The following is a 19,121-nucleotide window of genomic DNA, read 5'->3' as shown; positions in this document are numbered from 1 at the left end:
GCGACGGTATTGAGGTGGGCACGGGCCTGGCACGATGCGCTCATGGCCTGTGACTGCAATGCTGCTCTGAGCGTTCAACTCCACGACGGCGGCGACAGGTACCCCGTGATCCCCGCCGAAGAACACGGCGAGCTCTCCTACTGGTTCAACGCCCGGTGCACGGTGTGCAACGCCCCGTACGAGGAGCCGTTCAGGCGCGTGGACGCGTCCGGTCAGGTGATGGACGACCAGCGGGCAGATCTGCCGCTTGCCGACCGCACGTGGCTCACCGACCGGTGTGGCCCGTTCACGTGCGGGTGCGACCAGGACGCGCTCCAGCCGGGCCTCATCAACCGGTGCGGCCCGTTCACGTGCTCCAGCCAGGCTAAGACGGCAGGGAAGGCCACTTGACCGGCCTCGGGGCGTGTTATGGCCCCTGCTTATGACCCAAATCATCTTTTTGCCTCATGAAAAGTTCTGCCCGGACGGACTCGTGACGACAGCCGAAGCAGGTCAGAGCATCCTCGACGTCGCGCACGGCGTCCGCATTCCGATCGAGACTGCGTGTGGCGGGGCGACTGCCGGCGGCACCTGTCACGTCATCATCCGGGAAGGCTTCGACTCCCTGAATGAAGCAGACGAGCTCGAAGAGGACTACCTGGATAGGGCGTGGGGACTGGAGCCTCAGTCGCGGCTGTCGTGCCAGGCTCGGGTGGGCACTGAGGATCTGATCGTTGAGATCCCCAGGTACTCGCTCAACCATGCCGGCTAGGCCCCGCACTAGTCGTTCGATCGCAACCTGAAGGTGCGGCGCTCACCGGTAGTAGACGGCCTTGCCAATCAGTACGGCCGTGTCCGCGCGCTGGAGTGGCTCCAGAGTGGCGGCGTCGACGAACGCGGGCCCCTTCCACGGGTCGGACACCGCCCGCTTCCAGTCCGGGGTGACGATCGGGGTGCCGCCTTCCCACACCACGGCGGGCACGCCCACGACCCAGGCGTGGACGTTGCGCACGCCTTCCCGTACGCAGCGTTGGCGGCCCGGGCTCATGCACCTTGAACTCGGCGCCGGGTCATGCCGACGTACCGGGCGAGCGGATCCGCTCGCCCGGCACTTTCAGGCTGATCACGTCCGCGGCCCCGGACCGGAGCCGCAGCAGGTGCAGGTGCGCCCACGCCCGCTTCACTAGTAGCGCCACCCCACCGTGGCTTGCAGCGTCCGCCAGAACCCGAGCCGCGGTATGCGCTCCCCCCTTCCTGCGCATGGCGACCAGGACGACGACCGTATCCGCGACCCGGTACGCCACCACGAGCTCGGCGGGCAGAAACGCGGGCCACCAGTCGAGCCCGGCCAGGAAGGACGCCGAGACGTACCCGACGTATGCGGCTACGCGGGGGCCGCAGATCGCCGCGGTGCCAGCCGCGACGAGCACCACGGCCGCCGGGTGGGCGTACTCGGTGCGGCCGAGGGTGATCAGCCACCCCGGCGTGAGCCACGCGAAGCCGCCCACGAGCAGCAGGAGGGGGATGTGCAGTGCGGTCGCGGCGTGCTTGAGGGACGGAGAGAGCATGGGTGGGCCGCCGGGCCGGCTGCGGAGCGCACCGCTGCGCCCCGGACTGCCACGCACCATGAGGGCCCGCCGGTGCTTACGTCACGCGGCAGGAACAGGCCGCCTCGGGTCCGCCCGCGCGCCACTTCCGGCGGAACGGGCACCCGGCCGTACCGTGCTCCGTACGCTGCCCTGATGAGCGCTCAGGACAGGAGGGCCGCGGCGGATGAGTTCCGGCGGCTGCTCTCTTCTAGGCCCGACTCGGAGCCCGCGCGCCTTGCCGCGAACCTCCACACCTTCGACATTGCGAGCAGCACGGACACCGACTTGGACACCGGCCGCACCGTCCTGCGGCTGATGCTGGATGGAGAAGTCGAGCTGGCCAGCATCCTCGGTATCGGAACCGATGCCGTCGACAGGCTGCTCCCGCCCGCACAACGCCTACATGACCCGCTCTACGCCCTGGCCATCGACCTGGACGAAGAACAGGTCCGCGCGCTGGCTGACGCGATCGAACGCGCTTGGTAGCCCCTGGCATCCGCTGAACGGCGCGGCAGCGCGCGACGCAAGGCTCGCCGGGTTCCTACGGTCCGCGCCATGACTGAGACGCCGAAGCCTCTGCCCGTCCGCGGCCGCCCCTCCACGCTGCTCACCGCCGACATGATCAAGCGGAAGAGACCATGAAAGCGCTGCTCACTGCCTACCGCGTGGTCGTCTACTACCGCGACCCCGAACCCGTCGACTTCTACGGCACCCCCTGTGGCGCTACCGCCGCGACCCCAAGGTGCCCGCGGGAGCGACCACAGCCCCCGCTGCGCCCGCGAGCAGATCATCGGCCTCATCGCCGGGAACTCGACCGACAGCCTGAGCACCCGGGCCGCCAAAGTCGCCGACGGCATCCTCGACATCCACGCCCGTGAACTCACCGCTCCCGAACAGGCCATGATGTTTCCCGCGACCGACTACACCGCGCTGGTCGCCGCCGCAGCACAGGCAGCCAGCCCGACCCCGCCCACGGTGCCGCCCCGAGTCGCTGGCTCGCCAACGTGCAGAACCTCGCCGTGGAACTCGCCTTCACCGCCCGCGAGGTTAGCCGCGGATGCAGACCCTCGACGCCTCCCACCCCTTCCCCGCGTTCCTGGAGAAGGTCGAGATCGAGGAGTCCAGCCGCCGCGGCCTGCTCACGCTGCTCCCCTCCTCCGGGATCCCCGAGACGATCCGCACCGACCAGGACACCACCATTCCCCGGCCGCCAGATGATCGAGCGCGCACAGGCCCTTCAAGGCCGCTGGGTACTCGTCTACCGCGTCAACGAGCCCAAGGCGGACACCAAGTTCGACAACGTGCGCATGGTCGTGCGTCTCGTCGACCTGGGGGAGGGCACCCTGCCCAACAACGTCGCCCGACAGCTCCTCGTCGGCGACGCCCAGGGCGACGAGGCCCGTGCACGGCAGGCATGGCGCGAGGCAGGCCTGCCCCTGCAAGGACAGATCCCCGTCGCCGACCTGGACCCCGTGCGCCGCAAGGTCCGCGGCGAGCAGGCGTAGCCACACTCGTCAGCGGTGGAAGATCCACCGCAGTACCGTGTATCCGCAGATCGCGAAGACCAGGCCGTTCAGACAGTAGAGACCCCACACCATTCTGTAGACCGGCCTGTTGCGTTCCTGAAGGTCGTCAGCCCAAGAACCCAGCACGTCACTGAGGTAGAAGAGCAGCACGAACGCGGCAGCACCGAAGGCAACACCGCTGACCCACTTGCCGGACGTGCTGCGCGACCAGTCCGTCCACGGCATCTCCCACACCGCATTGGTCAGAACACCGCTGATGACCGCCACCGCGATCGTGCCGAGCGTCTGCTTCCCCGTACTACTCACGCCGCCCCCTGGCTCGTTGCTGTGCTGCGAAGAGTAGGGGGCGCGCAACCTGTAACGCCTGCGCCTCCCACCTCGTCTATGTGGTGACGGAGCGCGCCGCCGGGCTGAAATCTGCCTAGCGGAGGTCAGGGCACCGGGTCCCGGCGGGCGCGCTCCTCCACCCGTAACTGTCAGAGCTGGGAGGCCGTCCGTGACCCTGTACGTCGCCGTCCCGCCGCTCGACGGCTGCCGCCTGCACGGCGTGGACTGCTGCGCCCCGTGGGGCTACGACCGGGTGCACACCGACAGCCGGCGCTCGGACACCACCGAGGAACTCGCGGAGCGTGAGGCAGCCCCCGCCGCTACGCCTACCCCACTACGGCCGCGTACGAAGAGGGCTTCTACCTGGGGCGGGCGCTGCGCCGCGACGCACGGCCCACCTACCTCGAAGTCCTGGTGGCCATCGCGACCCGCCTCGCGCCAAGCGTGCACCGGATGCGGGTCCTGCCGACCCGCCACCAGGACCCGCACTGCCGCATCCTCGCGGCCACCAAGGGCATGCGCTCGGTTCGCCCATGGGGCGAGCGGTGACGCCCGGCCGTGACCACGGCCGCGTCACCGTTCTGTTCGGCCGCGAGTACGAGTGGCGCGACAATGCTGGTCGCCTGACCCTCGAACCCTTCTGGTGGCCGCCCACGAACCGCCGCAGGCGCGTTCGCCTCGGCCTCCGCCCCGGGTACACCGCATAACCGGACTGCACGCGAAGAGATCAACCCGCCGCGCGCCCCGTCCCGGCTGCGTCCACTGTGAGAGCGGAGCCACCTCACGATCGGAGCGCCGCCTCATGGAAACAGCCAACCCCCGTCTCGTCGCTGTGCAGCTTCTCGACGGCAGCGAGGAGGCTTTCCGCGCGGTCATCAAGGCACTCGACCCGTTCATGGCGTACATGCCGCCGTGGCCTGGCGCGCGGGCCGCTCAAGGGCTTCCCGACGACTGGAAATGGGTCCTCCAAGTCAGCCCCCACGTGTTCACCGCATCCGTGCACCTGCGGCCCCCTGGCACGGGAACGGTGCGGGTATTCCTGGGCGGCACCAGCGCCGACACGCTTCAGGTAAAGGGCGCGATCCGGGGCAGCTTCAAAGTTCAGGAGGAGAAGCCCCACCGCGACAACGGCAACGGAACGATCACGCGCTCTCTCATTGTCACTCCGAGCCAGAGAGCATCAGACGAGGACGGAGACGAATAGTTGACCGGCATCCGGCCCCTCACCCCTGGAAACCCCGCCCCAGATGGTGAAGGACGTCACCCACCGGCGCGTGCAGGTACTCGGCCAGATACCCGGCCCACTCCCGGCTGATGACCGCCGGGTAAGGACGATGGCCTCCGCTGGGGAGCCGTCCGGACGCCGATCCGGCCCGGTGCTTCGGCCGGGGCCCTTGTGGCCGATGGGACCGCCCTCCCGGTGCCGCCTTCGCCTGGTACTGGCCGCACGAGAACCGCTCCACGGCCTCGCACTTCCTCACCTCCCCACCAGCATGGGCTTCCGCGGGTGCTCCGGAGCGGTCACCATGGAGGTCCGTCGGCGACCCGGGGGGTGGGGGATGAGCGAGGGTGGGGACGTTCTGGACGGGCAACCGGAGCAGGACGGACCCGTGTGGTGGCTGGCGCTGGCCTGCCTGGTCGGGCTGCTTCTGGCCTACGTCGTGCTGACGAACTTCACCGGGGAGCTGCGGGCAGCGCTGTGGGGCGAGCCCGGGACCGTGACCGAAGCCCGCTGCCGGACGTACGACAACACCGTCGCCAACGCGGGAACGTCGACGTCCTGCTCGGGCACTTTCACCTCAGACGACGGCAACTCGTCGTTTGACGTCACCGTCGAGGGCGACATCCGCTCGCAACCGGTCCGTGCGTGGTTGGTGGACGGCACGTCCGGCACCGCGTACGTCTCACCGACGCTGTGGACGGGGGTGCTCCCGGTGGGGCTCTCCCTCCTCCTGGCCGGTGTCCCGGTGGCGGTGACGGTGGAGCACGCGCGCCGCATCCGCACACAGCGCCCGAGGCCGGCCCCACCCGCCTGGCCCGGTCCACAGTGGCCGGCTCCGAGTGCGGACGACCCGGGGATCTCGGACTTCTGATCACACCACCCCTGCGGTCGCGCCACAGTCTCTACGTCGTCTGCCCGCCGGTAGCGGGCTGCGGCGAGACGTCGTCTATGGAGATCACAAGGACCTCGTAGATGACTTCCGAGCGCGGGCCCGGGCCCGGAAATTCACTCCGCAGGTCGTGCAGAACATGGCCGAGGACAATGCCGGGCTCCGAGAAGCCCTGGCGAAGACCAAGACGGACCTCGCCACGGAGCGGGAACGAGTCCGTGCCCTGGTACGGGCCGCTGCAGAGCTGTCGCTAGAACTGGAGCAGGCGCGCGAGGAACTCGCCGCGGCCCAGCAGGTTACACGGCTGCCTGGCCGGGCCAGATCCGACAGCTGACGAGAGCTAGGGCTATGGCGGCGGTGGAGCTGCCGGGGGGCGCGATGTCGGCGTACGCGTCGGGTCGGACGGTCGAGCAGTACCGGTCGTGGGTGCGTGAGCGGTACCAGGTCCGCTCCAGCGGCCCGGGCTCTGGCCTAGGAGACGATGCGTGTCGAGGCGGCGTCGAAGAACAATTCGGCGAAGTTGATCAACAGCCCGTCTCGCGATCCGAACGCGCCGATCCCGGAGGACGAGGAAGATATCGTCAGCGCACTTTGAGCTGAGCTGTCCACTCGCGTTGGCGAGGCCCGCGCCTCTTCCGCTCCCTCGAACGAGGGGCCTGCGGCCGATCCGTCCCCGCTCGGCTCCTGTGGCTGCCTGCCCGTCATGGTGATGACACCCCGGCGCAGATCCCGGGCGACGCGGTGAAACTCTCGGATTGTCGTACCCGACAGGTTCAATGGAACCGACGAGACGACCGACGGGAGCACCGCGCATGGAGCCAACCTTCTTCTCAAGTCCTGAGGAGTTCCGGGACTGGCTGGAGGAGCACCACGCGACTGCCTCCGAATGCCGGGTGGGCATGTGGAAGAAGGGAACGGGCAAGCCCACGCTGAGCTGGTCGGAGGCGGTCGACCAGGCCCTGTGCTACGGCTGGATCGACGGCCGGCAGAGCCCGATCGACGACTTCTCCTGGACGATCCGGTTCACCCCGCGCAGGCCGCGCAGCAACTGGAGCCTGGTCAACCTCCGCAAGATCGAGGAGCTGACCGCGCAGGGGCTCATGCGGCCGGCCGGCATCGCGGTGTTCGAAGCCCGTGACCGGGACCGCGAGGAGAAGCCGGTCTGGGAGTTCGAGGCGGCGCAGCTGGCTCGCTTCCAGGCAGAACCGCGGGCGTGGGAGTGGTTCAGCGGGCAGGCGCCGTCCTACCGCAAGTCGGCCATCCACCATGTGATCAGTGCCAAGCGGGACGAGACTCGAGAGCGGCGGTTGGACCAGCTGATCGCCGACAGCCTGGAGGGGGTGCGGCTCAAGCCGTTCCGGCGACCTGGAACCTGAGGGCCCGCTGCAACAGGCCGAGCGCGATCGCGTAGCCCTCCAGCTCGGCCGTCCAGCGCGGGACCTGCCGCTCCGGGAACCCCTCGGCTGGCCTTAGCCGCCCATGGCCCACGGCCCGTGATCGACACCGCCGCCCACGAGGCGCCAGCCGCCACCACAGCCTGCACCGCCCGTCGCGACCTCGACCCCGGAAGCTCGCCGAGTGCGTGGCGATGCTGGCCCGGCACGAGACGGTCCACCCACAGCAAGCCAGGCCGGCAGACCCGCCGACTCGTGACCAGGCGACTGCCGGAACGAACAAACCCACGCTATTGAGCGGAACTGTCCTCGAAGCCCTGCCTCGTCCGCTTCAAGACGGGTGAAGGTCTCCGCTGGTGCGCGGCCGGCCGTATCGCTCGACGAGGGCGTTGCCGATCGAGGCCAGGCGGTCTCGGACACCCGGAGGGCCGGTCACCTCGACCCATTCGACCAGCCCGGAGAGCTCGCCGGCGAGGATGTACTCGTTGGGGCCGCGGATCACGACCTCGATGCGGCCATCGCTCGTGGAACCTCCCACGTCGAGCCGTTCGCCGAGCGCCATCCGGAGTATGCCTATCCCGTCGGGTGTGCATACCGCCTGGACCTCCAGCGGCGTTCGTTTGCGATCGACCTCTTTGGCGATCTCATTCCAGCTCTCGGCAAGGTCAAAGTCCCCGGGGCGGTGCACAGGGTCGCCGGTCGGGTCGGCGGACGACACGCGGTCGATCCGGAAGACCCGTCGGCCGGTCTCGGTGTTGGAGACGAGGTACCACACAGGACCTTTGGCGACGATGCCCAGCGGGTGGACGGTTCTCCGGGTTTCGACGCCTTTGCTGTCGACGTAGCCGAGCGATACCTGGACGCCGCGGATCACCGCGTCCTGGAGTTCGTCGAGGAAGCGAGGCGGCCGGTGCTCGATCCGGCTCGCCCCCCATCGCTGCGGGTCTACGACCAGCGACGACGCTGCTGCCTCGGCCTGCACCTGGAAGGGCTTCGGTAGAGCATGGACGAGCTTGCGCAGAGCTGCTTTCATCGCCGGCGTCGCATCAGAGGCCGGACCGACAGCCAGGAACAGGGCGCGTGCCTCACTGGCGGTCAACCCGGACAGGTCGGTACGAGCGCCGCCCACCAGGCGCCAGCCGCCGCCTCGGCCCTGCACGGAGTACACGGGCACCCCGGCCATGGCCAGGGCGTCGAGGTCACGGCGGGCGGTGCGCTCGGAGACGTCCAGCTCTCGGGAGACCTCCGCGGCTGTCACCTGCTCGCGCCGTTGGAGCAAGAGGAGTATGGCCACCAGCCGATCGGATCGCATACAGACAAAACTCTCATAAAAACCGGCCATGAGGTGACCGGTTTGGGCAGCAAGCTGGCGACATGACCTCATCGAGGAGGTCGACCGCCAGCGAACGCCCCAGAGAGGAAATGCAGTGATCAATCAAGCAGAATTTCCCGAGCTCACCCTCATCCAGGTCAACGGTGTGGAGCTGGAAGTCTTCGAAGCAGGCCGAGAAAACAAGGGCAAGCCCATCGTGCTCTGCCACGGTTGGCCGGAGCACGCCATCACCTGGCGTCGCCAGATGCCCGTCCTCGCCGCAGCCGGCTACCACGTCATCGCACCGAACCAGCGGGGTTACGGCAACTCATCCCGCCCGACCGAGGTGACCGACTACGACATCGAACACCTGACAGGCGACCTCGTCGCGTTGCTGGACCACTATGGCTACGAGGACGCCACCTTCGTCGGCCACGACTGGGGTGCGTTCGCCGTCTGGAGCCTGGCCCTGTTGCACCCCGACCGGGTGAACAAGCTGATCAACCTGAGCCTGCCTTACATGGAACGCGGAGAAACGCCGTGGATCGAGGTCATGGAAACCTTCCTCGGCGGCGACTTCTACTTCGTCCACTTCAACCGGCAGCCGGGCGTCGCGGACGCCGTGTTCGATGCCAACACCTCCCAGTTCATCCGCAACCTCTACCGGAAGAACGTGCCCCCCGCACCCCCTGAGCCGGGCATGGCATTCATCAATCTCGCCAAGGCGGAAACACCGCTCGGTGAGCCCGCCATGACCGAGGGCGACCTGGCCGTCATCATCTCCGCGTTCGAGACGTCGGGATTCACCGGCGGCATCAACTGGTACAGAAACCTCGACCGCAACTGGCACCAGCTGGCGGACGCGGACCCGATCATCAAGCAGCCCACCCTCATGATCTACGGCGACCGGGACCCCTTCGGCCCGAGGTTCGAAAAACTGGCAGAGTTTGTGCCCAACGTGGAAGTGGTCGGCCTGGACTGCGGTCACTGGATCCAGGGGGAAATGCCCGAAGAAACCAACCGCGTGATTTCAGAATGGCTGGACCGGCAGGGCTAGTGTCTCGTGATCCGGTTCGTATCACCTGAAGGCCGAGTTCTCGCATCACACCGATGACAGCCGGACGTGGGGGCGGGCCAGGTCGCGCGGCCTCCTCGTCAGGGCTTCAAGGTCATCTGGTAGCGGGTTTCAGGCTCACCCTGGGGTGGAACCAACCCAACCTCCCCACCGCAGCTCGTCGAGCCCGAGCGACTGACCCAAGCCCTGACAAGTGTCATCCCGACAACCCACTTGCCTAGTGAAGGGAGAACATCGACGCCGACGCGATTGGGGCCGCACTTGAATCCGACCCGGACCTCTGGATGCGACAGCTGCGGTCCAGGACCCGTTGACGTCTGCGCCATCCTGGATGGCCGAGGCTCTTGGCCCCCTTCCCAGTACGGGAGAGCCGCCACGGAGCGACGCTCAGCAGCCCTGACGATGCCCTGCCCCTCGCCGGTAGGCCCGACGCGGGCTGTCCGCGTACCACGTCACGGCGTCTTGATCGAGCGGTCCGAAGCGGCAGCATGAACGACATGTTCGAGGCCCTTGAAGCGCTGACCGACCGCGATCGGGCTGCTCGTCGCGATGGCCACCACCGTGCTGCTGCTCATGGGGCAGCGAGCGTCACCTCCCTGCCGCTGTGAACCAGGACGAACTCGTACTGCCGATTCACCGCGTCCCCCGAGCCGGCTGAGGTGTAGGCTGGATGCCTTTTCACGGTTTCGACAGCCTTGTCCGTCGCGCTGCTCGGGTCCGCCGCGCGGATGAACAGCGGGATGACCGTCTGGCTGTCGTACGCACCGAGGTAGTCCAGGAGCTGGTCGATGGCCTGAGCGAACGCTGCGGATCCGCCCCAGATTTTGCACTCGCCGACCATCACGTTGCGGTCGCCGATACGCAGGAGGATGTCGGTCTTCCCTTGCCGTTGAGGGTCTCCCCGGTCGACTCGCCTTCAAAGAACGCGTTCAGCGACACCAGGAGGATGTCCCGCAGGCGCTCCTCGGGCAGTCCGGCAACGAGTGAGGGCAGCTGAAGCTGACCCTGGCGGCTGACACCGGCCGCGCATTGAGCGTGGACGCCCCCCTACGACCACCTTCCGCCCGAAGTGAAGGACCGGCCGCTCAGCGAGGTGACCACCCACCAACTCCTCACAAACTAGTCTTCTAAGTCAGGAATCCGTTTCAGATAACCGGCGAGGCGTTCAAGGATTTCGTCTGCGGTCTTCGTCCAGACGTATGGCCTGGGGTTGGTGTTCCAGTCGGCGATCCAGGTCCGGATGTCCTTCTCCAGGGCCTGGACGCTCTTGTGAACGCCTCGCCGTATCCGTTTGTTCGTCAGTTCCGCGAACCAGCGTTCCACCAGGTTGAGCCAGGACGATCCGGTGGGTGTGAAGTACAGGTGGAAGCGGGGGTGGGCCACCAGCCAGGTCTTGATGGCCTGGGTCTTGTGGGTGGCGTAGTTGTCGAGCACCAGATGGGCATCAAGGTTCGGCGGGATCTCGCGCTCGAGCTTGACCAGGAACTTCTTGAACTCCTCCGTTCAGTGTCGGCGATGCAGTGAGCCGATCACTGTGCCGGTGGTGACCTCGAGTGCCGCCGCCTACCAGCGGGCCGGGGCGCCCTCGCTGAGCGACGGCCGCCTCACCCCCGGCCGCAAACCGCTGCCTGGCGGATCGTCAAGCGCAAACGCCTCCCGGCCAGCATCGACCATCTGGTGACGTTCCTGACCGCCTGCGACATCCTTCCGGCCGAACAGCGCCCGTACTCCGAGGTCTACAACCGCATCAGCGCGGCCCGCGGCGCGCGAACCGCACCTCCACCCGCACGGCGCCGGCCGGCCAGCCGCACCCGCTTGTTCCCCCTGCCCGTCGAGGGACGCCGCGATCGCTACGCACTGACCGGCGCGGCAGCCACGCCCGGCCGAGAGCTCTTTGACGATCAGGTCGTTCAGATCCTCTTGCCGGTGCTGCAGAAGCTGGCCCGGGCCGAGGCGCACCGCAACGGCACTGCGGTCAGCCCCCGCGCGATCGCCGCCAGCAGCGGCACGGGAACCCGGGGGCCGCTCTGCGGCCCGGACGTACGCATTCTGCTCACGCGCATACTCCTCCACCACTGCGGAACCGGCCGCCCGTCCATGCTGGTCCTGAGAACGCCCGGCGCCCTCTATCTCGCCACACCGCCCGCGCCCGTACGGGAAAAACCTCGCGGGGCAGCCGCACTCCGAACGCCGTCCAGTGCGGGCCGAGGCTACTCGGGCTGTACCGCATAACACGAAGCAGCCTCACCGTTCGGCGAGGTCTCGGATGGTGGCGGTGCCGGACCGGACGATCCAGGTACCACTGCCGGGTGGGGATTCGTCCGACCTGACCTTGAGGTCTTCTACGTCGATGGCAGGCGGCCACTGCGTGGTGTGTTCGGACCAGTGGACACCGCTGAGGTCGACCCCGGTTAGGTCGACGGTGCTGAGGTCAGTGGTAGTGAAGTCATCCAAGAGCGCGTACAGCGAATCCTTGTCGAGCATGACGGGCCCGCAGCGGCGTACCAGGCCGATGGCACGGCCAACCTCGGTGGTTCGAATGTCGACGATGATGCCAAGGTCGAGATTGAGGTCGAGGTAGCGGTCGAGTTCAAGGTCGCGGGCACGCTCGAAGGCGCGGTCGAGGTCGCAGGCTCGGCCGAAGGCTCGTTCAAGATCAAGGTGATAGACGCGGTGGCGATCGAGCTCGCGGGCACGGTTGATAGCGCCAGCGAGGTCGAGGGCACGGGCGCGGTCTGTGTCCCTTGCAAGGTCGATAGAGAGGACGCGGGCGCGGTCGATCGCAATGGCCCGGGCGCGGGTCATGGCAGGTTTGAAGGAGGGGTCGAGAACGAGGTCGCGGACGAGAACGAGGTCGAGGTCGCGGACGATGGCATTTGCGAGATCGATGGCGAGGATGCGAGCAACGTCGAGGTCCCGGGGAATGCCGGCATGGGCGATGTCGAGGTCCTGGGCGAGTGCGAGACTGGCTGTTTTGACATCGGGTTCGTTGCGCAGGGCCATGCGGTCTGCGGAGCTGAGCGTGCGCAGGAGTTCCGTCGGTTCAGTGTGATGATGCGGCATGCCGCGTGTGCCGTCCGTTGCGGAGGTGGGGATCGGGAGGATGTCGGCAAGCCCTGCTTCTGTGTCAAGAACGGTGTCGAGATTGTCTGTCGCGGTGTCGTGGCCGGAGTGAAGGAGGATTTCGCGCAGGCCAGCCTCGGTGTCGAGGAACTCGTCGAGGGCATGGGACAGGCCGTGCTGGTGCTGGGTGAGCCAGTGGTGCGCAGCCTGGCCATCGGGTTCAAGGTGGCGGGTCACTGTTCCTCCTCACGTGCCTTGAGGTAGGCAGCTGCGGTGCGACGGGCCTTCTTCAGGTTGGCGCGCACGTTCTCGGCCGGAAGGCCGAGGTGGTCGGCGATGTCGGTAGGGGTGAAGCTGGCCAGTGTCCAGGCCATGACCTGGCGTTGCTTCATCGGCAGACTGCGCAGCAGGGGGAGCGCGTCGTGCCGGGCCTCCCATTCCGCGATGGCGTCGGGGCGGGGCACCAGCGCGGAGGGTTCGGGGATGTCGTCGACGGGTTCCTCGACGGAGGCGACCTTGCGGGCCAGTGTGCGGGAGGCGGCTTTGTGGACCCAGGCTTTCGGATGGGCGATGTTCTCCCAGTTGCGGTAGGCATCGGTCATGACCTCCTGGGCGATGTCTGCGGCCACTTGGACGCTGGCGCCGTGGTTAATCAGGAAGCCGGTCAGGGGGCGGATGTTCTCGCGGTAGAAGGCGGAAAACTTCTCATCCGTCCGCTGCCGGGCGCCGTGGCGTTGGCCGGCGGGCCGGAAAGAGCCGTCGAACCGGGGGCCGCAGGGGGGTCTGTGCTGTCTCCCAGGTCGTGGTTGCTCACGCTGCCTGGTCCTCTCCTGGAACCGGAGTGCGGGTGATCTTCACGTGCAGGCGGTGGCCGTCGCCGTCCCGGTCATCGAGTTCCACCTGGTCGCCCGGGCTCACCGTCTTGGTGACTTGAAGAAGGTATCGCTGCCGCTGCTCTTCGCGGCGCGATCGCCAGCGCAGGCGGATCCAAAAGGTCAGCAGCGCGCAAGCCTTGGCGATGACGATCGAGACGATGACGGTGACGGTCGGGTCCATCAGGGTGTCCCCCCTTGCTCATACGGCGGACCCGTCCTTGAGGCCGGGCAAGAGTTAAGGGGGCGAGGAGCTCATGATCGTGAACTCGGCAGCGGATAGCCGTTACTGCGGTCTTCGGGTGTTCGAGGCAGGCGGACTCTGTGCGCGGCTCAAAGTCCGCGGGGCAAGGAGTTCACGACGAGTTATGGGTGGTCGGGTACCACGGGGCGAGGCACAGCAGGAGGTGGAGGGTGTGGCAGGTGGTGGTGCGGGGCGCGGGGCGTAGCCGGCTCGGAGGGCGAGGGCGGTGGTAAGTCGCTCGGGGTGGTGGTGCCGGGGGCGCAGCTGGAGCGGTGGCAGGCGGCGGGGTTGTTGCCCGGACGCACGCGGCGGTGGCCGGGGCGGCATGCGCGGCAGGACCGGGATCTGCGATGGATGGTGATCGCCTGGTACGCCGAGGCCGGATTTCCTTCTGGGCCTGGGGAGTTGGTGGTGCCGGAGCCGCCGTGGTCGGCGGTGCGGGAGGCACTGATGTGGGCCACGGACCGCTCGCCCGCCCAGCGACTGGTGGTCCACGCCCGTGCCGCAGGCGGTGGGGGCGAGGAGGCGCAGGACGGCTTCTACGCCGAGGCCGGGTGCGGTAGCGGGCCCGGGCCCGCTACCGCACCCGGAGGAGATGCGGCGGGTGGTCGAGGACCCGAACGCCGACCCGGAGCGACCCCTGCTGACGTCAAAACAAGGTTCTGGCACAGATCTTGGGGAGCGAACGCGGAGGGTGACCACTGACGCTTGAGTTTTAAGATCGTCGATCTTAAAACTCAAGCGCCGTGATCGGAGGGTTGTGGGATCCTACCAGATCTCGACAGTCCCGGGCGGAACCGGTCCCTCGCCCGCGTAGGTGTCGCCCAGTGGCACCGATGGCGCATCGTCCTCGGCGAGCGTCAGGCTGGGCCAGGGCCCGGCGAGGGTGGCATCGTCCAGGGTGATGCCGAGGTGGTCCAGCACGAGGGCCACCGCAGGTGCCATGCCGGCATCCTCGCGCTCGTGCGCGGCGAGCGCCGTTTCCACCCGATCCCACCAGAGCCCGAGCGGTTCGGACCGGGTGTGCTCCATGCCGGGCTCGAAGTACTCGACGCACTCGCCGTCACGCCAGTACTGGAAGACATCGATTCCGTCGGTCGTCGCCAGGCTGTACGTCTCAGTCCCGCGAGACAACTCCGCGAGCGATTTTTCCCCAAAGCCGATGCCACCTTCCTCCTCGACGCAAAAGGCCCATTCACCGATCCCCCCGGACCGCAGCAGCGAGACCATCTCGTCGTCGGAGTCGCCCAAGACCAGGGCCGAGGCCGTGTCCCAGTCGAGCAGGCGTGCCTGGTCCGGGTCGGCCCCGTACCGGGTGAAGACCTCCTCGGGGCTCAGGTCGCGGGTAAAGGTGACGCACATCCAGGCCACCGCCCAGCGGAGCGAATCCATGTCCGCGTCTGTCCTCATGTCTTACCTCCGTCGTTCACTTCGGTACCGCTCGCCGTCCCTGCCGGGCCGCCGTGTTCCCGGCCATGCGCGTGACGCGACGGGGGGCCAGGCTCATGCTGCCTGATGGCCGCGGAGGCTATTGCAGCAGGATCATCTTGCGAAGCAGTTCGAATCCGGCCCGTCCGTAGAGCTGCCTCTTTATCTTCTTGATGCGGTTTACGGCACCCTCGACGCTGCCGGAACTCCATTCCAGGGTGAGTCCGACTGTCACGGCGTCGAGGTCTCGGAGTAAGACCGTGTCCTATGTGTGGCTGGGTCGTTGGACTTGGTTATGGGGCGGGGTACGTGGAGTTGGATTGTTCCGGACGGGCTGCGGGAGATCGCGGAGCCGCTGATCCCGTCGTCGAAGGTGCGGCCTCAGGGTGGCGGAACACAGGACACACCTGATGAGACGCTGTTCGCGGCCATCATCTACGTGCTGGTCAGCGGGTGCGCCTGGCGGGCTTTGCCGCCGTGCTTTGGCATATCGAAGTCGACTGCGCATCGCCGGTTCCTGATCTGGTCCCGGGCGGGAGTATGGGGGCGGCTGCACGAGGAGATCCTGCACCGCCTGGACGACGCCGACCTGCTCGACCTCTCCCGAGCAGTCCTCGATTCCGCCCACGTGAGGGCGAAAAAAGGGGCGACCTCACAGGCCCGAGTCCCGTGGACCGAGGCAAGCCGGGTTCCAAAATGCACGTCTTGTCGGACGCGAACGGACTGCCCCTCCTCGTCGGCGTCTCGGCCGCCAACACCCACGACAGTCTCGCGCTCAAGCCCATGATCACCGGGCACCAAACGAGACACGACCCCTACAGGGGCCGCTACTTCAAGCCTCAGCGTCTCCACGCCGACAAGGCCTACGACATCCCCCACCTGCGGAAATGGTTACGCGGCAGGCGCATTGGCGTTCGTATCGCCCGCAAGGGCATCGAGTCCGACGAACGACTGGGACGCCGAAGGTGGGTCATCGAACGGACCATGTCCTGGCTGACCGGATACCGCCGGCTCAATCACCGCTACGAACGCCACCCCCGCAACTACCTGGCGTTTCTCGGCCTCGCCGCAGTCCTCTGTTGCTGCAAACGACTCGTCCGCCTCGCCACATAGGACACGATCTAAGGGGCGACAAAGTCAGCGCAGTTAGTGAAGTATGTGGGTTCAGTAGTCCCATCTTCACTCTTCAGGAGTCAGAGTAAGGGCGCGAGGTTCCGTGGGCGGGGAAATTAGCGGGGGGGTAGGCGGTGCGCTGGTCACGCGTTATTTCAGCAACGGTTGTCGGTGGCCTGGGAGCGACAGCCGGGGCGGTAGCGGCGTTGGCGAATTTCGTTTCGCCGCCCATCGCCGCAGGGTTGGGCGGAGGTGCGAGCGCTCTCGCGTTGTACGGCGACGCGTGGTGGCAGCGACGCCAGGAGCGGGAGGGTACCGATAGTGCCTGGGAGTGTGCGGTGTTGCCTGGCCCGGCTGCCTTGGCGGAGTCTCGGCTTAGCACACATGCGGGCAGTGTCCTTTATGCACTCAACCCGGACGAGCGCGTCGTGCCATTCTCCCCACTGCGCCGCCGCGAGCTGCTGAGCCTGGTGGACTGGTGCCGGACGCCGGGCGGGAAGCGAATGTGGCAGGTTATGGGCGGCGCGGGAGGCGGGAAAACCCGCCTGCTGATCGAGGCTGTCGAACAGCTCGCTGGAGAGCATGTCGAATGCGGCTGGGTCCAACATGGCCAGGCCGTTGCCGCGGCCGAGGCCGCACTCTTGCGCCAGGGCCGGGTGCTGCTGTTGGTGGACGATGTGGATGCCTCGCCGCGGCAGCAGGACGACCTGGCCGGCATGCTGAGCACACTGGCGCGCGCGTCGTCGGACCAGGTCAAAGTTGTACTGTGCGGACGGGAGTTTGCATCCTGGTGGGCGCGGATCCGCGCCGCCATGGACCCCGCTGACCAGGCTGTCCTCAGTCCGGCCGGCCGCACCCAGATTCCTTCCGCTCTCGCGGACGCAACTGACCAGTTCCAGCAGTTTCAGGGCGCGGTCAGGCAGTATGCCCGTTACTTCGACCGCCCAGTGCCGAGTGCCTCCCTGATCGGCGTCACAACTGCCATCTCCGTTGGTGAGTTGCAAGCCGCCGCTGCTATTACCGCCTACAACGGACTCACCGGCCCGGTTGAGCTCACCACTGCGTTGCGCCAGCTTTTCACCACTGAGGAGGCGTGGTGGCGCACGAACGCTGCGGAACACTCCGCCATAACTATGCCCCTGCCGATTCTACAGAGCGCCATTGCCACCGCAACCCTAATAGGCGCTGACAACCTGGAACAGGCCGTGCGACGCCTGGCCCACCTGCCGGGCTTGACTAGCAGCAGCGACAAGCGCCGCACTGAGCTGGCCCTCTGGCTCCACCAGCTCTACGCCCAGCGCGGAGGCCAATGGCTCGATCTGCATCTGCCTTCCTACCTGGCCGATCGATACGCCGCACTATGCGTAGCAGCACACCCCGGATTACCTGCCGCCCTAGCCAATGCAGCTCTCACTATCTGACAGGAAGGGTCAGCCACAATGGCTACACCATCCGCCACAGACGCCGATGCCCCTATGCGGCTGATCAAGCACCTCGCCCGTGCCGCCCACACTGCCCCAGAGACAGTCACCGGGCTCGTCGCTGTCATACGCGCCGACCCGAAAACGTTCCTCCCTCTCATCTTCAGCATCGCGCGCTACGGGGCCGGCCCACTCGACACTGCCCTGGCCGCAGTGATTAGCACCCTAAATCTCAACTACGAGGAGTTGAGAAAGCTGGACGAGGTGAGTCCAAAGAACACCGGCATCCTTCCCTGCGCCGCGCTCGCCGCTGCCGAACAGTGCTGCCTGCGGGCTGAGAGCAACGTGCAACTGGCCCTGGCACAGCGCAGGCTTGGGTCTCGGCTGGGGCAAGTGGGACGGCATCGGGAGGCGCTCGCGGCAGCCGAGCAATCCGTAGGGCTCTTCCAGCAACTCGTAGCGGAGGATCCAGACACCCACACGCCCGACCTCGCCAGGGCGCTACAAAACATGGGCACTTATCTGGGCCCTCTAGGACGGCATCGGGAGGCGCTCGCGGCAGCCGAGCAATCCGTAGGGCTCTTCCAGCAACTCGTAGCGGAGGATCCAGACACCCACACGCCCGACCTCGCCATGGCGCTCCAGAACTTTGGGACCCATCTGGGAGAGGTGGGGCAGCGACGAAAAGCATGCATAGCCCTGAAAAAAGCCGTCGGACTCTTCCGCCAACTGGTGGAGAACGATCCCGAAGTCCACACGCCCGACCTCGCCGGCGCGGTCTATAACCTTGGACTCCGGCTGGGGCAGCGACAAGAAGCACTCGCCGTTTCCCAGGAAGCCGTGGAACTGGTCCGCCAACTGGTGGTGAGCGATCCCGACGCCTACACACCCTTCCTCGCCAGTGCGGTCCAAAGCCTTGCGACCCATCTAAGGAAGGTGGGGCAGCGACGAGAGTCGCTCGCAGCTTCCCGAGAAGCCGTCGGACTCTTCCGCCAACTGGTGGTAAGCGATCCCGAAGTCCACACACCCCACCTCGCCAGTGCGGTCCACAACCTCGGCATCCAACTGGGTATAGCGGGAATTCGACGAGACGCACTAGGAGCGTTCCAAGAGGCTGTGAAACTCTTCCGCCAACTGGTGACGAACGATTCCGACGTCTACACATCACTCCTCGCCATGGCGCTCCAGGACCTTGGGACCCAGTCGGGGGAGGTGGGGCAGCGTCAAGAAGCACTCGCAGCTTCCCGAGAAGCCGTCGGACTCTTCCGCCAACTGGTGGCGAGCGATCCTGAAGTCCACACGCCCGACCTCGCCGGCGCGGTCCTGAACCTCGGGATCCAACTGAGTAGCGTGGGGCAGCGACGAGAAGCACTCGCAGCCTGTAAGGAAGGGATAGAACTCTTTCGGCAACTGGTGGCGAGCGATCCCGACGTCCACACGCCCCACCTCGCCAGAGCACTCCAGAACCTCGGAATCTACCTATCTGAGGTGGGCCGGCATCAGGAGGCATTTCCGGTAGCAGAGGAAGCCGTGGAGCTCTATACACGGCTCTACGCCGACTTGCCTGAAGCATACGTCGATGCGCTGGCTGCCTCCCGCCATTTGAGGGACAGCCTGAATATGGCAAGCGGAGCCTAAGACTTGTCCCGTAACTGCTGGTCACGGGT

Annotated in this window: 24 protein-coding genes and 1 pseudogene; 14 read left to right on the top strand and 11 right to left on the bottom strand. The window is 67.0% G+C overall.

Translation table 11 applies throughout. The features are described 5' to 3' along the window. Window positions 1-42: 42 nt before the first annotated feature. Together OG410_RS41705 and fdx are read left to right on the top strand one after the other, a co-directional pair. Window positions 43-390: a hypothetical protein gene (locus OG410_RS41705; RefSeq protein WP_329303942.1), complete on the top strand. Its 348-nt coding sequence runs from the start codon at window positions 43-45 to the stop codon at window positions 388-390. Window positions 391-421: 31 nt separating this feature from the next. Continuing rightward, window positions 422-751: an ISC system 2Fe-2S type ferredoxin gene (fdx, locus tag OG410_RS41700; protein WP_329303941.1), complete on the top strand. Its 330-nt coding sequence runs from the start codon at window positions 422-424 to the stop codon at window positions 749-751. 42 nt (window positions 752-793) lie between these two features. On the opposite strand, the gene OG410_RS41695 is transcribed toward fdx, so the two are convergent. After that, entirely contained in the window at window positions 794-1,027 is a 234-nt protein-coding gene (locus OG410_RS41695; protein ID WP_329303940.1) for a hypothetical protein, read from the bottom strand. Window positions 1,028-1,049: 22 nt separating this feature from the next. Then, complete coding sequence (locus OG410_RS41690) at window positions 1,050-1,547, bottom strand: hypothetical protein (protein WP_329303939.1); 498 nt, start codon at window positions 1,545-1,547, stop codon at window positions 1,050-1,052. A 174-nt stretch (window positions 1,548-1,721) separates the two neighbouring features. On the opposite strand from OG410_RS41690, the gene OG410_RS41685 reads away from it, so the two are divergent. Both OG410_RS41685 and OG410_RS41680 read left to right on the top strand, forming a co-directional pair. Beyond that, the gene (locus tag OG410_RS41685; RefSeq protein ID WP_329303938.1) at window positions 1,722-2,054 is read left to right on the top strand and encodes a hypothetical protein; all 333 of its coding nucleotides are present in this window, start codon (window positions 1,722-1,724) and stop codon (window positions 2,052-2,054) included. A gap of 728 nt (window positions 2,055-2,782) precedes the next feature. Beyond that, window positions 2,783-3,073: a hypothetical protein gene (locus OG410_RS41680; protein WP_329303937.1), complete on the top strand. Its 291-nt coding sequence runs from the start codon at window positions 2,783-2,785 to the stop codon at window positions 3,071-3,073. A 9-nt stretch (window positions 3,074-3,082) separates the two neighbouring features. Here the strand turns inward: OG410_RS41680 and OG410_RS41675 are convergent, their stop codons facing one another. Further along, window positions 3,083-3,400, bottom strand: a complete 318-nt coding sequence (locus OG410_RS41675; protein WP_329303935.1) for a hypothetical protein — start codon at window positions 3,398-3,400, stop codon at window positions 3,083-3,085. Between the two features lie 435 nt (window positions 3,401-3,835). On the opposite strand from OG410_RS41675, the gene OG410_RS41670 reads away from it, so the two are divergent. From OG410_RS41670 to OG410_RS41650, 5 genes are all read left to right on the top strand, one after another. Further along, complete coding sequence (locus tag OG410_RS41670; protein ID WP_329303934.1) at window positions 3,836-3,970, top strand: hypothetical protein; 135 nt, start codon at window positions 3,836-3,838, stop codon at window positions 3,968-3,970. Window positions 3,971-4,223: 253 nt separating this feature from the next. Beyond that, window positions 4,224-4,625, top strand: a complete 402-nt coding sequence (locus tag OG410_RS41665; protein WP_329303933.1) for a hypothetical protein — start codon at window positions 4,224-4,226, stop codon at window positions 4,623-4,625. Between the two features lie 355 nt (window positions 4,626-4,980). Beyond that, window positions 4,981-5,514 (top strand): hypothetical protein, encoded by a 534-nt coding sequence (locus tag OG410_RS41660; RefSeq protein ID WP_329303932.1) that lies wholly within the window; start codon window positions 4,981-4,983, stop codon window positions 5,512-5,514. A 157-nt stretch (window positions 5,515-5,671) separates the two neighbouring features. Further along, a complete protein-coding gene (locus OG410_RS41655) occupies window positions 5,672-5,866 on the top strand; it encodes a hypothetical protein (protein WP_329303931.1) in 195 nt (64 codons plus the stop codon). 478 nt (window positions 5,867-6,344) lie between these two features. Further along, on the top strand, window positions 6,345-6,908 hold the full coding sequence (locus tag OG410_RS41650; protein WP_329303930.1) for a YdeI/OmpD-associated family protein: 564 nt from the start codon (window positions 6,345-6,347) through the stop codon (window positions 6,906-6,908). A gap of 349 nt (window positions 6,909-7,257) precedes the next feature. Here OG410_RS41650 and OG410_RS41645 read toward each other — a convergent pair whose 3' ends face one another. Continuing rightward, on the bottom strand, window positions 7,258-8,238 hold the full coding sequence (locus OG410_RS41645; protein ID WP_329304473.1) for a helix-turn-helix transcriptional regulator: 981 nt from the start codon (window positions 8,236-8,238) through the stop codon (window positions 7,258-7,260). Window positions 8,239-8,353: 115 nt separating this feature from the next. Between OG410_RS41645 and OG410_RS41640 the strand changes: the two genes are divergently transcribed. Continuing rightward, entirely contained in the window at window positions 8,354-9,295 is a 942-nt protein-coding gene (locus tag OG410_RS41640) for an alpha/beta fold hydrolase (RefSeq protein ID WP_329303929.1), read from the top strand. A 470-nt stretch (window positions 9,296-9,765) separates the two neighbouring features. Here OG410_RS41640 and OG410_RS41635 read toward each other — a convergent pair whose 3' ends face one another. The 3 genes and pseudogenes from OG410_RS41635 to OG410_RS41625 form a co-directional block, all read right to left on the bottom strand. Next, complete coding sequence (locus tag OG410_RS41635; RefSeq protein WP_329303928.1) at window positions 9,766-9,888, bottom strand: hypothetical protein; 123 nt, start codon at window positions 9,886-9,888, stop codon at window positions 9,766-9,768. Further along, a complete protein-coding gene (locus OG410_RS41630) occupies window positions 9,885-10,154 on the bottom strand; it encodes a hypothetical protein (RefSeq protein ID WP_329303927.1) in 270 nt (89 codons plus the stop codon). The genes OG410_RS41635 and OG410_RS41630 overlap by 4 nt, the downstream gene beginning before the upstream one ends. A 278-nt stretch (window positions 10,155-10,432) precedes the next feature. Further along, window positions 10,433-10,873, bottom strand: a pseudogene (locus tag OG410_RS41625) (IS630 family transposase); the annotation flags it as partial. A gap of 117 nt (window positions 10,874-10,990) precedes the next feature. On the opposite strand from OG410_RS41625, the gene OG410_RS41620 reads away from it, so the two are divergent. Further along, entirely contained in the window at window positions 10,991-11,545 is a 555-nt protein-coding gene (locus OG410_RS41620) for a hypothetical protein (RefSeq protein ID WP_329303926.1), read from the top strand. Window positions 11,546-11,557: 12 nt separating this feature from the next. Here OG410_RS41620 and OG410_RS41615 read toward each other — a convergent pair whose 3' ends face one another. The 4 genes from OG410_RS41615 to OG410_RS41600 form a co-directional block, all read right to left on the bottom strand. Further along, a complete protein-coding gene (locus OG410_RS41615; protein ID WP_329303925.1) occupies window positions 11,558-12,613 on the bottom strand; it encodes a hypothetical protein in 1,056 nt (351 codons plus the stop codon). Further along, entirely contained in the window at window positions 12,610-12,978 is a 369-nt protein-coding gene (locus tag OG410_RS41610) for a sigma-70 family RNA polymerase sigma factor (protein ID WP_329303924.1), read from the bottom strand. The genes OG410_RS41615 and OG410_RS41610 overlap by 4 nt, the downstream gene beginning before the upstream one ends. A 208-nt stretch (window positions 12,979-13,186) precedes the next feature. Continuing rightward, entirely contained in the window at window positions 13,187-13,432 is a 246-nt protein-coding gene (locus OG410_RS41605; protein ID WP_329303923.1) for a hypothetical protein, read from the bottom strand. Window positions 13,433-14,260: 828 nt separating this feature from the next. Continuing rightward, window positions 14,261-14,902 carry a DUF6461 domain-containing protein gene (locus tag OG410_RS41600; RefSeq protein ID WP_329303922.1) on the bottom strand — a complete coding sequence of 214 codons (642 nt, stop codon included), beginning with the start codon at window positions 14,900-14,902 and terminating at the stop codon, window positions 14,261-14,263. A 313-nt stretch (window positions 14,903-15,215) separates the two neighbouring features. Here OG410_RS41600 and OG410_RS41595 point away from each other — a divergent pair. From OG410_RS41595 to OG410_RS41585, 3 genes are all read left to right on the top strand, one after another. Continuing rightward, window positions 15,216-16,033, top strand: a protein-coding gene (locus OG410_RS41595; RefSeq protein ID WP_329303921.1) for an IS5 family transposase whose coding sequence is annotated in 2 segments (ribosomal slippage) — window positions 15,216-15,564 and window positions 15,564-16,033 — 819 coding nt in all. Because the reading frame shifts where the segments join, the coding sequence is not laid out codon by codon here. Window positions 16,034-16,461: 428 nt separating this feature from the next. After that, window positions 16,462-17,454: a P-loop NTPase gene (locus OG410_RS41590; RefSeq protein WP_329303920.1), complete on the top strand. Its 993-nt coding sequence runs from the start codon at window positions 16,462-16,464 to the stop codon at window positions 17,452-17,454. A gap of 54 nt (window positions 17,455-17,508) precedes the next feature. Then, the gene (locus OG410_RS41585) at window positions 17,509-19,092 is read left to right on the top strand and encodes a tetratricopeptide repeat protein (RefSeq protein ID WP_329303919.1); all 1,584 of its coding nucleotides are present in this window, start codon (window positions 17,509-17,511) and stop codon (window positions 19,090-19,092) included. The last annotated feature ends 29 nt before the right edge of the window (window positions 19,093-19,121 follow it).

Origin of the sequence: Streptomyces sp. NBC_00659, assembly GCF_036226925.1 — a bacterium.
Taxonomy (GTDB): Bacteria; Actinomycetota; Actinomycetes; order Streptomycetales; family Streptomycetaceae; genus Streptomyces.
The sequence above is the reverse complement of the archived record's forward strand: the minus strand, read 5'-3'. Positions and strand labels throughout refer to the sequence as shown.

Coding starts and splice junctions, on each gene's coding strand:
- OG410_RS41665 (WP_329303933.1), top strand. CDS start 4,224: ATGGAAACAGCCAACCCCCGTCTCGTCGCTGTGCAGCTTCTCGACGGC.
- OG410_RS41630 (WP_329303927.1), bottom strand. CDS start 10,154: ATGGTCGGCGAGTGCAAAATCTGGGGCGGATCCGCAGCGTTCGCTCAG.
- OG410_RS41660 (WP_329303932.1), top strand. CDS start 4,981: ATGAGCGAGGGTGGGGACGTTCTGGACGGGCAACCGGAGCAGGACGGA.
- OG410_RS41650 (WP_329303930.1), top strand. CDS start 6,345: ATGGAGCCAACCTTCTTCTCAAGTCCTGAGGAGTTCCGGGACTGGCTG.
- OG410_RS41695 (WP_329303940.1), bottom strand. CDS start 1,027: ATGAGCCCGGGCCGCCAACGCTGCGTACGGGAAGGCGTGCGCAACGTC.
- OG410_RS41680 (WP_329303937.1), top strand. CDS start 2,783: ATGATCGAGCGCGCACAGGCCCTTCAAGGCCGCTGGGTACTCGTCTAC.
- OG410_RS41705 (WP_329303942.1), top strand. CDS start 43: ATGGCCTGTGACTGCAATGCTGCTCTGAGCGTTCAACTCCACGACGGC.
- OG410_RS41655 (WP_329303931.1), top strand. CDS start 5,672: ATGGCCGAGGACAATGCCGGGCTCCGAGAAGCCCTGGCGAAGACCAAG.
- OG410_RS41645 (WP_329304473.1), bottom strand. CDS start 8,238: ATGCGATCCGATCGGCTGGTGGCCATACTCCTCTTGCTCCAACGGCGC.
- OG410_RS41635 (WP_329303928.1), bottom strand. CDS start 9,888: ATGAGCAGCAGCACGGTGGTGGCCATCGCGACGAGCAGCCCGATCGCG.
- OG410_RS41690 (WP_329303939.1), bottom strand. CDS start 1,547: ATGCTCTCTCCGTCCCTCAAGCACGCCGCGACCGCACTGCACATCCCC.
- OG410_RS41600 (WP_329303922.1), bottom strand. CDS start 14,902: ATGAGGACAGACGCGGACATGGATTCGCTCCGCTGGGCGGTGGCCTGG.
- fdx (WP_329303941.1), top strand. CDS start 422: ATGACCCAAATCATCTTTTTGCCTCATGAAAAGTTCTGCCCGGACGGA.
- OG410_RS41685 (WP_329303938.1), top strand. CDS start 1,722: ATGAGCGCTCAGGACAGGAGGGCCGCGGCGGATGAGTTCCGGCGGCTG.
- OG410_RS41605 (WP_329303923.1), bottom strand. CDS start 13,432: ATGGACCCGACCGTCACCGTCATCGTCTCGATCGTCATCGCCAAGGCT.
- OG410_RS41610 (WP_329303924.1), bottom strand. CDS start 12,978: ATGACCGATGCCTACCGCAACTGGGAGAACATCGCCCATCCGAAAGCC.
- OG410_RS41585 (WP_329303919.1), top strand. CDS start 17,509: ATGCGGCTGATCAAGCACCTCGCCCGTGCCGCCCACACTGCCCCAGAG.